Here is an 11591-nt window from a genome sequence, read left to right as displayed (position 1 = left end):
CTCCGACCGGCGTCGCGTACCCAACTGGCATCTCGCGATAGGGACAGGGGCGGGCTGGGAGGATGGGAGTATGTCGATTCTCGCCGCTCGCCGTCGCCGTACTCTCGAGCCGGTCGCGGGTCCGCTCGTCGTCGTGCAGGACGTCGCCGTGCGCTCGGCCGAGACGGAGCTTCTCGCCCCGTGCTCGCTGGCCGTCGATGTAGGCGAGCGCGTCGCGGTGACGGGCCGCAACGGGACCGGCAAGACGACGCTCCTGCGCGTGCTCGCCGGCCTGATTCCAGCGACGACCGGCACCGTCCGGGTGGTCGGCCGGGCGCCGGACGAGCGATCGGGGGAGCACCGTCGTGCCGTGGCTGCACTGATCGGCAGGCCCCCGTTCGAGCGCGATCTCACCCTCGAGGAGCACCTCGCGATGGTGGCCGTGTCGTGGGGTGCCGCGGTCGCCGTGGCCCGGCGCGATGCGGCGGCCGGCCTCGACGAGCTGGGACTCGCTCCGCTCGCCCGCCGCTTCCCGCACGAGCTCTCCTCGGGCCAGACCCAGCTCTTCTCGCTCGCCCTCGTACTCGCCCGGCCGGCGCGCGTGCTGCTGCTCGATGAGCCGGAGCAGCGGCTCGACGTCGAGCGGGTGCCACTTGTCGCGGGGGTGCTCCGCCGTGCGGCACAGACGAGAGCCCTCCTTGTCGCGACCCATAGTCAGGTTCTGATCGACGGCCTGGACGCGCGGATCGTCGAGCTGGAGCGCCCGTGAACCGCATTGACGAGGTCAGGACTTTCTTCCGCTCGAGGGCCGCTGCGCCGCGCAGACCGCGGGCGTACGCGGGGTACCTGACCGCGATGACCGTGCTCGTCGTCGTCCTGCCGGTCGCGCGTGCCGTCGCTCTGCTGGCAGTGCAGGCGGGCGCCGCGCACGCGTTCGCTCCGGAGGTTGCCGTCGCCGTCATCGCCGGTGTCGCTCTGCCCGCCGCCGTCCTCCTTGGCCGTGTTCGCGGCCCCGCAGTGGGCGAGCCGCACATCACGGCCGTGCTGCTCGCGACGGATCTGCGGCGCTGGCACGTTCTCCGCCGGCCCGTGCTGCTGGCGACGGTGGTGCTCCTGGTTGCCGCCGCGGCCGCCTCCACCCTCCTCGCGCTCGCCGCCGCGACCGCGGTCCACCTCGCCGTGATCGGGGGAGCCGCCTTCACGGTCCTGCTCGCTCTCGCGTGGCTCGCCGGGCAGTGCCTCCCGGCGCGACTGACGGCGATACTCGCCGCGGTACTCGCGGCCCTCGCACTGCTCGCACTGCCACTGCCCGGTCTGCTTCCGCTCACGCCGGGCGGACTCGTCGCCGCAGCGGTGAGTGGCCCGGATCCGCTGCACGCGGCGATCGTCCTCTGCGCTCTCGCCGCGGCTCTACTCCCGACCGCCCCGCGGATGCTCGACGTCGCCCGCGGTCCCGCACTGCTCGCTCAGGCACGCCAGTGGTCCTCGACCACGAGGCTGGGATGGACCGGGGACCTCGCTGAGTCGCTCGACGGCTACCGGGCACTCCCGCGCCGGGGGAGGGGGCTGCGAGCGGTCCGCGTCGCTCCCTTCGCGCTCACTGTCCCGGTGCGCGACGCGATCGGGGCGCTGCGGACGCCGGGCCGCTCCGCGCTCGCGGTCCTCGCTCTCACCGCGGCCGGGGCGGCCGTGGTCGTCGCGGCGGTCGTGCCGTCCTCGATCCTTGCGGTGCCCGCCGCGCTCGCCGGTGTGCTCGCCTACCTCGGCGCCGGAGTGTGGAGCGATGGCTTCCGCCACGCCGCCGCGACCGCCGGGCAGCCGGCGTTCCTCGCGCCGCCGCCGTTCGAGCTGCTTCTCTTGCATGGGCTGCTGCCGATCGTCCTGGCGGTTGGGTGTGCGGTGCTCGGCGCGCTGCTCACCTGGCTGCTCCTGTCGGGAGGGGCGGTGCTGCTCACCGCGGTGCCGCTCGCCTGTGTGACAGGGGTCGTCGCCGTCGCAGCGCGTGCGGTGGACGCGACGCGCGGGCCGCTCCCGCCGACCCTGCTCGGCCCCATCCCGCTCCCGATCGGCGACGGAGCCGGGGCAGTGGTGCTGCTCTGGAACCTGGCCGGCGTGCTCATCAGTGCTGCTACATCGGCGGTCGTCTTCTCCGCGCCCGCCCTGATCGCCGCGGTGCCGCTCGTGTGTGCCTGCTGCCTTTTCGTCGCGCGTCGCCGTCTCGCCCACGCCTGATGCACCGCGCCGGATGCGAGGATGGCCGGGTGACCGCGCACCCTCGGCTCGACGAGCTCATCCGCACCGTCCATGTCCTCCGCGCCCCGGGCGGCTGCCCGTGGGACGCCGAGCAGACCCACGAGTCGCTCGTGCGCTACCTCATCGAGGAGTCGCACGAGCTGGTCGACGCGATCGAGGCGGGCGACCGCGCCGATCTAATCGAGGAGCTGGGCGACGTGCTTTACCAGGTGCTCTTCCACGCCGACTTGGCGGCGGCGGGAGACGAGCCCTTCACCATCGAGGACGTCGCGGCCCACATGAACGCCAAGATGATCGGGCGCCACCCGTATGTCTTCGGCGATGCGACGGCCGAGACAGCAGACGACGTGATGGCCGTCTGGGACGACCTTAAGCGCACCGAGAAACCGCACCGCACGAGCGTCCTCGACGGTATCCCACAGGGCATGCCCGCCCTGGCGCTCGCCGACAAGGTGATCGGCAAGGCGACCACGCTCGGCATCGTCGACGCGGGCCAGGGTCCTCTGCCCATCGAGTCGGAGGAGGACCTCGGCCCGCTCCTGCTCGCCATCGTTGCCTCCGCCCGGGCCCAGGGACTCGACGCCGAGCGCGCCCTGCGCGCCGCCACCCGCGATCTGCAGGACGAGATCCGTGCGGTGGAGCAGGAGCAGCGCGAGGGGTGACGGCGCAACGTCAGCTGAGAGTGCACCTCGTCCACGATGGCAGATGAGACTCAGTCTCAGCTGACGTTGCGTCGCAGTCGCAGCCGCAGCCGCAGCCGCAGCCGCAGCCGTCGCCGACCCGCCCCGGCCGATCTGGGAGAATCGCCGTCATGGCCTCCCCGATCACCCCGCCCCGCGGCATGCGCGATTTCCTCCCGGCAGACAAGGCGAAGCGCGAGCACGCGCTGGGCGTCATCCGCCGCGTGTACACCGCGCACGGGTTCGACGAGATCGAGACCCCGGTCGTCGAAGACTTCGAGCGCCTGCACTCCGGCCTCGGCGGTGACAACGAGAAGCTTGCCTTCAGCGTGCTGCGCCGCGGGCTGACCCGCGACGACCTCGCCGCCGTCGCCGACGCCTCCGCTCTCGCCGACCTGGGCCTGCGCTTCGACCTCACCGTGCCGCTCGCCCGCTTCTACGCCTCGCACCGTGCCGAGCTGCCGTCGGTGTTCCGCTCGGTGCAGATCGCCCCGGTGTGGCGGGCGGAGCGCCCACAGAAGGGTCGCTACCGGCAGTTCGTGCAGTGCGACATCGACATCATCGGCGAGCCTGGTCAGTTGGCCGAGGTCGAGCTGATCACCGCGACCGCCGCTGCTCTCGACACCCTGGGTCTGCGCGAATGCACCATCCGGATCAACGACCGCAGCATCCTCACCGGAATTCTCGAACACTGCGGCTTCGCGCCCGAGCGCTTCGGCCCGGCGCTGATCTCGATCGACAAGCTCGACAAGATCGGAGCGTCCGGAGTGGTAGCCGAGCTCGAAGCCGACGGTCCAGACGCCGCGGCGGTGCTGGGCGGCTACCTCGCACAGATCGAGGAAGCAGTCGCCGCCGGGGGAGTGGCACTGGAGCATGCCGCGATCCTCAGCATGCTGCCCGAGGGGATCGACCCGGAGGCGGTGCTCGCGCTCGACACGCTCGCGCGGTCGCTCCGCTCGCTGCCCGCTGGCGTCTCGCTTCGCTTCGACCCCACCCTCGTGCGCGGGATGGGGTATTACACCGGCACGATCTTTGAGATCGCGCACCCGTCCTCCGGCTCCTCAGTCGGCGGTGGCGGACGCTACGACGGGATGATCGGCCGCTTCCTCGGCCAGGATGTGCCGGCCTGCGGCTTCTCGATCGGCTTCGAGCGCATCGTTGAGCTCATCGGGGCGACCGAGTCCGCCCGCGCCGATGCGGTCGTCCTGGTGCACGAGCGCGACGCCGCGCCCGAGCACCTGCTCGCACTCAAACAGGAGTTGATCGCTCGGGGGTCGCGCGTGCGGCTCGAGCGTCGGGCGAAGAACCTCACTCCGCTGCTCGACCGGGCCGCCGCCGCGGGCTTCACTCGCTTCGCGCTCGTCCCGCGGGAGGCGACCGAGGTCGAGAATTTAGCCTTCAAAGACCTCGGCTGAGGTGTTGAGGATCCGCCGGTCGCCCGCGAGCGGACGGTCGGATCCTCGGCGGTTCCGTGAGCGCCTTAATACCCGTGAAATCTGCGGACACACCTGAGAAATCTCCGAAGGATAGCGTCGAGGCACCCGACCGGCGCGTCGTAGCGTGCCCGCGCGGGTACCTCGCCGCGACCCGCGCACCGCAGCAGCCCGACGATCCCACCCGAGGAGTCCCCTTTGACCCTGTCGCCCCTCCGCACCGCCGTGAAATTCGATCGCCGCAGTCTTTTCCGCATGGCGGGCGTGGCTGGCCTCGCAATCGGCGGAACCTCCGTCCTCGCCTCGTGCGCGTCCGATTCCTCCGGTGCCGCGGCCGGCGAGGGCGGCAGCCTCGGCACCCTAAAAGTCCAGCTGTCCTGGATCAAGAATGAGGAGTTCGCGGGCGAATACTTCGCCGACTCGAAGGGCTACTTCACCGCCGCCGGCCTCTCGGGCGTCACTCTCACCCCCGGCCCGTCGACCGGTGTCGCCGAACTGCTCTCGGGCGGTGCGGATGTTGCGCTGAGCGACGCCGTCTCGATCGGCACCGCGATCGCCCAGCAGGAAGCGCCGCTGAAGATCATTGGCGCGACCTATCAGAAGAACCCCTTCACGGTCCTCTCGATCACGACCGCGGGCAACATCGCCACGCCGGCCGACCTCGCGGGTAAGAAGATCGGCGTTCAAGCGTCGAACACGTCCCTCTTCCAGGCTCTGCTCAAGGCGAACGGCCTCTCCGAATCCGACCTCACCGTCGTCCCGGTCGAGTACGACCCCTCGGTTCTCGTCAACGGCACCGTCGACGGCTTCATCGCGTACCTGACCAACGAGGCGATCACGGTCGCGGCCGAGGGCTATGAGGTCGTCAACCTGCCCTTCGCCGATAACGGCCTCCCGTTCGTCGCGGAGACCTTCTCGGTCACCGAGCAGGCGATTGCCGAGAAGCGCGAGGCCCTGAAGGCGTTCCTCGTCGCCGAGATCAAGGGCTGGACCGACGCGGTCAACGACCCGGAGGCGGGCGCGATGCTCGCCGTCGAGAACTACGGCAAAGACCTCGGCCTCAACGAGGAGTCCTCGAAGAAGGGCGCCACCATCCAGGCCCAGGAGCTGGTCGTCTCCAACGAGACGGTCACACACGGCCTCTTCACCATTTCCACGACGCTCCAGGGCGAGACCATCGCGTCCCTTGCGGGTGCCGGGATCGACGTGACGGCCGAGGATCTCTTCGACCTGACCCTCCTCGCCGAGGTCTACGAGGCGAACCCCGATCTGCTGAAGTACGCGGCCTGATCCTGATCCACGGAGGGCACAACTCGTGACCGACACGACCGACGCCGGCACCCTGCGCGACCAGGGTGCCGGCGGCACCGGCATCCAGATCCACGGTCTGTCGAAGACGTTCCGGATGGGCTCGCGCAGCGTCGCGGCGCTGCACGACACCGATCTGCACACCGATCAGGGCAGCTTTCTCGCGCTCCTGGGCCCCTCGGGCTGCGGCAAATCGACGATCCTGCGCATCCTCGCCGGGCTGGAGGAGCCGACCGCCGGATCCATTCGGGTCGACGGCCGCACCCCGCAGGAGCTGCGCCGCGACAACAAACTCGGCATCGCCTTCCAGGACCATGCCCTCCTGCCGTGGCGCAGCGTGACGGCGAACATCCGATTGCCGTTCGAGATCGCGGGGAAGCCGGTCGACCAGGCGTACGTCGACGAACTCATCGACCTCGTGGGTCTGCGCGGCTTCGAGAAAGCCAAACCTGCTCAGCTCTCGGGAGGCATGCGCCAGCGCGTGTCGATCGCCCGCTGTCTCATCCTTAAGCCCGACGTGCTGCTGCTCGACGAGCCGTTCGGCGCGCTCGATGACATGACGCGGCAGAAGCTCAACCTCGAGTTGCTGCGGATCTGGACCGAGAAGTCGGCGACGACTCTGCTCGTCACACACGGCATCTCGGAGGCGATCTTCCTCTCGGACCGCGTCGCCGTGATGAGCCCGCGGCCCGGCCGGGTCAAGGAGATTCTCGACATCGACCTGCCCCGCCCGCGCACTCCCGAGATGCAGCGCACCCCCGAGTTCCACGCCTACGTCGACCAGGCATCGGAGCTGCTCTTCGGCGACGGCGGCGCGGCCACGGACGACCAGGTCTAGAGCCCCGTGGTCACCACGCTCCCCGCCGCACCGCGCCGCGTCCTGTCTCTCCCGCCCTGGTTGAGCGGCCTGATCGGCCTCGCCGTCATCGTCGCCGCCTGGTGGATCATCGCGCTCGTGACCGCCCCGACCGGAGCCGCGACGTACGCCCCGGTCCCAACCCCCGTTCAGGTTGTGCAGACGGCGATGGAGGACGGCGCCGGCTTCTACTGGCGCAACTTCTCCGTGACGATCGGCGAGGCTGCGGTCGGCTACTTCTGGGGCAACCTGGTCGCGCTGGTGCTCTCGGCGCTGGTGCTGGTCCTGCCCTGGCTGGAGGGGGTCGTCTCGCAGCTCGCGGTCATCACCTACTGCGTGCCGATCGTCGCCATCGGCGCGATCGTGCTGCTGATCCTCGGCGGTGCGGACGCCCCGGGCCGTCCGAGCGGCACCGCGATCTTCCTCGCCGGGCTGTCGGTCTTCTTCACGACCGTCGTCGGCAGCCTGCTCGGGCTCAAGGCGGCCGACAAGGCGGCGCTCGACGTGGTCACGGTGTACGGAGGCTCGCGCTTCACCCAGCTACGCAAGGTCCGCTTGATCGCGGCGCTGCCCAACATCTTGTCGGCGCTGCAAATCGCGGTGCCCGCGGCCTTCCTCGGTGCCATCCTCGGCGAGTACTTCGGCAAGATCGAGACGGGCGTGGGGCCGATCCTGGTCGCGGCGCAGGTCTCGCTGAACTCGCCCCGCGTCTGGGCCCTGTTCCTCCTCTGCGCGGGCGTCGCGCTCCTTGGCTACGGCATCGTCGGGGGGATCGGGCGCCTCGTTGCGCCCTGGTCCTCCGGAAAGCGGGCATGACCATGACGACCACCGTCCCCGACCGGACTGAGCAGTCGACGGCCACCTCGATCCTCGCGGTTGACGAGCTGCGGAAGCAGCTGCGCACGGCCGCCTTCGGCGCCACGCTGAAGAGCCTTCGGAGGAGCCTGTTCGTCGCCCTCTCGACGATCGTGATCGTGTTGGCAATCTGGATCGGCGTCGTGCTCTTCAGTGGAGTCTCGTCGTACGTCGTCAAGGGGCCGTGGGACGTCTGGAACCACCTCGTCACGGACGCGAAGGCAGCGGAGCACCGCGCCGAACTCGGGGGCCTTTTCGCGGTGACCATCGGCGACGCGCTGATCGGCTTCGCGGCGGGGCTCATCGTGGCGATTCTCGGCGCGATCCTCTTCCGGCTCTCCAAGGGCCTCGAGCACGCGCTGATGCCGTTCGCGATGCTGCTCCGCTCGGTACCGCTGATCGCTATGGCGCCGCTGATCATCCTGGTCTTCGGCACCGGTTCGATCGCCTCCGTCGCCGTCATCGGTGGGATCGTCGTGCTGTTCCCCGCGCTGGTGACCATCGCCTTCGGCCTCAACAACGCCTCGCCGCAAATGCTCGACGTCGTTGCGGTCTATGGAGGCGGTACTCTCACCGCGATCCGCAAGGTCGCGATCCCCGGCTCACTGCCCTCGCTCTTCGCCGCGATTCGCATTTCGGTTCCCGGAGCGATCACCGGCGCGCTCCTCGCCGAGTGGCTCTCCACCGGCTCCGGCATCGGCGGGGCGATCAACGCCTGGTCGGCGCAGGCCCGCTTCGCCGACGTCTGGTCGGCCGTCGTGCTCGTGACGGCCGTCTCGCTCGTCCTCTACATGGCGGTTCAGGTGATCGAGACCTTCGTCCTCTCCCGCATGTCCCTCTCCCTCACCTGACCCTCCCGTGAGATGCCTCTTGGGTATGCCTCCGCCGGCCTGTCGCGCAAGTGGCATCTCGCGGGACGGGAGAGCAGGAGCGACGGGGCAGGTCAGACGGTGAGGATCGCGTCGACGCGGTGGCCGGCCAGCACTTCGCGGCCGCCGAGCCCGTCGAGCTCCATGACGACGGCGATGCCCTCGAGGCGCCAGCCGGCGCGGTCGATGAGACGGCGGCTCGCGTCGAGCGTGCCACCGGTCGCGAGCACGTCATCGACCAGCAGCAGGCGGGAGCCGCGCGGGGCCGCATCCACGTGGACCTCGAGCGTCGTCTCGCCGTACTCGAGAGTCGCCCGTTCCCGCAGGACCGCCCGCGGCAGCTTGCCGGGCTTACGGATCGTGACCACGCCGAGTCCTGCGGAATAGGCAGCGGCGGCGGCGAGGAGAAAGCCGCGCGCCTCCACCCCTGCGATCGCGTCGATCCGGCCGCGGTACGGCTCGATCAGTGCGTCGGCGACCGCGCGGAGTGCCTCACCGTCGCCGAAGACCGGCGTCAGGTCGCGGAACAGGATGCCCGGGCTGGGGAAGTCCGGAACGACGGCGGTGAGGCGGTTGACGTGGTCGGCGGCGGTCGTGGTCATGGGGAACCTCCGGTGGGGCGGGAGCGCCGAGGCCGTCCGGCCGATCGGGCCCTGGGAGTCTAGGACCGCGCGGGGGCTCCTGCGGTTCGGAGGCGGTCAGTAGACTCCTTCCCGACCGCTCCCATCCTCCGGGAGCCCACCCGTCAAGAGGAGATAGTTGTGGCCCTTATCGAGGCAGTCGTCGCCCGAGAAATTCTGGACTCGCGTGGCAACCCCACCGTCGAGGTCGAGGTCCTGCTCGAGGACGGCGCGTCCTCGCGAGCGGCCGTTCCGTCCGGTGCCTCCACCGGCGCGTTCGAGGCGTACGAGCTGCGCGACGGCGACGCTGAGCGCTACCTCGGCAAGGGCGTACAGAAGGCTGTCGACGCCGTCATCGACGAGATCGGCCCGGCCATCGAGGGCTTCGACGCCACCGACCAGCGCCTCATCGACGCCGAGCTGATCGAACTCGACGGCACCGAGAACAAGTCGCGCCTGGGCGCCAACGCGATCCTCGGAGTCAGCCTCGCCGTCGCGAAGGCCGCGGCCCAGTCGGCCGACCTCGACCTCTTCCGCTACGTCGGCGGCCCGAACGCGCACACCCTGCCCGTGCCCCTGATGAACATCATCAACGGAGGCGCGCACGCCGACACCGGCGTCGACATCCAGGAGTTCATGGCCGTCCCGCTGGGCGCCGAGTCGTTCTCGGAAGGCCTGCGCTGGGGCGTGGAGATTTACCATGCACTCAAGTCGCAGCTGAAGAAGGCGGGCTTCGCGACCGGCCTCGGCGACGAGGGCGGCTTCGCCCCCGACCTGCCTACCAACCGCGAGGCGCTCGACTTCATCCTCAAGGCTGTCGAGGCAGCCGGCTTCACCCCCGGGAAGGACATCGGCCTCGCGCTCGACGTCGCCTCCTCCGAGTTCTTCGAGGACGGCGCGTACGCGTTCGAGGGCAAGAAGCTCTCGGCCGAGGAGTTGTCGGCGTACTACAGCGACCTCGTCGCCAACTACCCGCTGGTCTCGATCGAGGACCCGCTGGCCGAGGACGACTGGGCCGGCTGGACGCACCTCACCGAGACCCTCGGTGACAAGGTGCAGCTCGTCGGCGATGACCTCTACGTCACCAACCCGGTCCGCCTTGCTCGCGGCATCGCCGAGAAGGCCGGCAACTCGATCCTGGTCAAGGTGAACCAGATCGGCACGCTCACCGAGACGCTGGACGCCGTGGCCCTGGCCCAGCGCAGCGGCATGACCGCGATCCTCTCGCACCGCTCCGGCGAGACCGAGGACACGACCATCGCCGACCTCGCGGTCGCGACGGACGCCGGCCAGATCAAGACCGGTGCCCCCGCCCGCTCGGACCGCGTGGCGAAGTACAACCAGCTGCTGCGCATCGAGGAGATCCTGGGAGGTGCGGCGACCTACGCGGGTCGCTCGGCCTTCCCGCGCTTCTCGGCGTAGTCTCTCCCCGCCGGAACGGCCCCGGAGCCTCAGCACGTCGGTGTGGGCGCCGGGGCCGCTGCTCGTCCTGTCCCACTTCATCGCGCTCGAGGAGGTATTCGCTCATGGCCCAACCGCCCCGCCGCCCCTCCGCTCCCGGCAGCGCACCGCGTCGACCCGCCGCGGCTCCGGCCGCCGCACCGCAGAAGACGACGACAGCGACGCGGTCGGTGAAGGGCTCCGGATCGACGTCTGACGCCGCTTCCGCACCTCGCGCCCCCCGCCCGAAACAGCCGCCAGCCGCACCCTCCTCCGCCTGGATCGCCGGTCTGCGCGGCTCCGGATTCACCCTTGTGGTGATGGCCATCATGATCTTGGCGGTCTTCGTTCTCGCTCCCGGTATCAAGAATTTCGTGGAGCAGCGTGCCGCGATCGCCGACCTGCAGCGCACGGTCGACGCCGCCAAGACGCAGTCGCAGAATCTCGATGAGGAGAGGACGCGCTGGTCCGACCCCGCGTTCATCCGCGCTCAGGCGCGCGAGCGCCTCTACTTCGTGATGCCTGGCGAGGTCAGCTACCTCGTGCTCGACGACATCGCCGTCGCCCAGCAGGCCGAGCAGCCCGCCAGCGATACCGTGCAGGAGACACCGACCGACTGGGCCGGCTCGCTGCTCTCCTCGATCGCGGTCTCCGGCCTCGGTGAGCCGACGGCGCAGGAGCTGACTCCCGCTCCCTGAGGCTGCGCCGCACGCCTGCGTACACTGAAACGTCCTCCCGGCCGTTTGTCCTCTGGAGCCCCCGTGACCACGCCCCCCTTCGATCCGCCGTCCGAGCGCGATATCGCGGTCGTCTCCGCGCAGCTCGGCCGCCCCGCCCGCGACGTGATCGGGATCAGCGCCCGTTGCGTCTGCGGTAACCCGACGGTCGTGTCGACCAGCCCGCGCCTGTCTGACGGCACGCCATTTCCGACCTTCTACTACCTGACGCACCCCGCAGCCACAGCCGCGATCTCGCAGCTTGAGGCGACGCAGGTGATGGTCGAGTACACCGCGCTTCTCGCCCAGGAGGACACGCTGCGTGCGGCGTACGCAGCCGCGCACCGGGCGTTCCTCGCCGACCGCGAGAGTGTCGCCTCCGTACCCGAGATCGCCGGCATCTCCTCTGGCGGGATGCCCACCCGGGTGAAGTGCCTGCACGCGCTGGCCGCGCACGCTCTCGCCGCCGGCCCCGGCGTCAATCCGATCGGCGACCTGGCCCTGGGGCGGGCCGGCTGGTCCCCGGAGCGCTGCGCCTGCACGGCGCTCGCCGTGTAGCCCCTCCTATTTCGCTAAGCTCGT

12 protein-coding genes are annotated in these 11591 nt (G+C 70.2%); 11 read left to right on the top strand and 1 reads right to left on the bottom strand.

Going from position 1 to position 11591, the window contains the following annotated elements; all coding sequences use genetic code 11:
• Positions 1-70 precede the first annotated feature (70 nt).
• The 8 genes from HRF29_RS06075 to HRF29_RS06040 all read left to right on the top strand — a co-directional run bounded on the left by HRF29_RS06075 (position 71) and on the right by HRF29_RS06040 (position 8215).
• Positions 71-748, top strand: a complete 678-nt coding sequence (locus HRF29_RS06075) for an ABC transporter ATP-binding protein (protein WP_173246310.1) — start codon at positions 71-73, stop codon at positions 746-748.
• Positions 745-2211: a hypothetical protein gene (locus HRF29_RS06070; protein ID WP_173246307.1), complete on the top strand. Its 1467-nt coding sequence runs from the start codon at positions 745-747 to the stop codon at positions 2209-2211. The genes HRF29_RS06075 and HRF29_RS06070 overlap by 4 nt, the downstream gene beginning before the upstream one ends.
• A 29-nt stretch (positions 2212-2240) precedes the next feature.
• Positions 2241-2894, top strand: coding sequence for a nucleoside triphosphate pyrophosphohydrolase (locus HRF29_RS06065; protein ID WP_343043669.1), 654 nt, complete (start codon positions 2241-2243; stop codon positions 2892-2894).
• Positions 2895-3043: 149 nt separating this feature from the next.
• The gene (gene hisS / locus HRF29_RS06060; protein ID WP_173246301.1) at positions 3044-4327 is read left to right on the top strand and encodes a histidine--tRNA ligase; all 1284 of its coding nucleotides are present in this window, start codon (positions 3044-3046) and stop codon (positions 4325-4327) included.
• Between the two features lie 216 nt (positions 4328-4543).
• Positions 4544-5635: an ABC transporter substrate-binding protein gene (locus HRF29_RS06055; RefSeq protein WP_246226785.1), complete on the top strand. Its 1092-nt coding sequence runs from the start codon at positions 4544-4546 to the stop codon at positions 5633-5635.
• A gap of 25 nt (positions 5636-5660) precedes the next feature.
• On the top strand, positions 5661-6491 hold the full coding sequence (locus HRF29_RS06050) for an ABC transporter ATP-binding protein (protein ID WP_425503108.1): 831 nt from the start codon (positions 5661-5663) through the stop codon (positions 6489-6491).
• 6 nt (positions 6492-6497) lie between these two features.
• The gene (locus HRF29_RS06045; protein WP_343043668.1) at positions 6498-7325 is read left to right on the top strand and encodes an ABC transporter permease; all 828 of its coding nucleotides are present in this window, start codon (positions 6498-6500) and stop codon (positions 7323-7325) included.
• The gene (locus tag HRF29_RS06040) at positions 7322-8215 is read left to right on the top strand and encodes an ABC transporter permease (protein ID WP_173246297.1); all 894 of its coding nucleotides are present in this window, start codon (positions 7322-7324) and stop codon (positions 8213-8215) included. Before HRF29_RS06045 ends, HRF29_RS06040 begins: the two co-directional genes overlap by 4 nt.
• Positions 8216-8307: 92 nt before the next feature.
• On the opposite strand, the gene HRF29_RS06035 is transcribed toward HRF29_RS06040, so the two are convergent.
• The gene (locus tag HRF29_RS06035; RefSeq protein ID WP_173246294.1) at positions 8308-8835 is read right to left on the bottom strand and encodes an adenine phosphoribosyltransferase; all 528 of its coding nucleotides are present in this window, start codon (positions 8833-8835) and stop codon (positions 8308-8310) included.
• Between the two features lie 159 nt (positions 8836-8994).
• On the opposite strand from HRF29_RS06035, the gene eno reads away from it, so the two are divergent.
• From eno to HRF29_RS06020, 3 genes are all read left to right on the top strand, one after another.
• Complete coding sequence (gene eno, locus HRF29_RS06030) at positions 8995-10275, top strand: phosphopyruvate hydratase (RefSeq protein ID WP_173246292.1); 1281 nt, start codon at positions 8995-8997, stop codon at positions 10273-10275.
• Between the two features lie 104 nt (positions 10276-10379).
• Positions 10380-10991 (top strand): FtsB family cell division protein, encoded by a 612-nt coding sequence (locus tag HRF29_RS06025; protein ID WP_173246290.1) that lies wholly within the window; start codon positions 10380-10382, stop codon positions 10989-10991.
• 63 nt (positions 10992-11054) lie between these two features.
• Entirely contained in the window at positions 11055-11567 is a 513-nt protein-coding gene (locus HRF29_RS06020; protein WP_173246288.1) for a DUF501 domain-containing protein, read from the top strand.
• Positions 11568-11591 lie beyond the last annotated feature (24 nt).

This window comes from Rathayibacter agropyri (genome assembly GCF_013249015.1).
Lineage (GTDB): Bacteria > Actinomycetota > Actinomycetes > Actinomycetales > Microbacteriaceae > Rathayibacter > Rathayibacter agropyri.
This window is presented reverse-complemented; position numbering and strand designations above follow the sequence as displayed.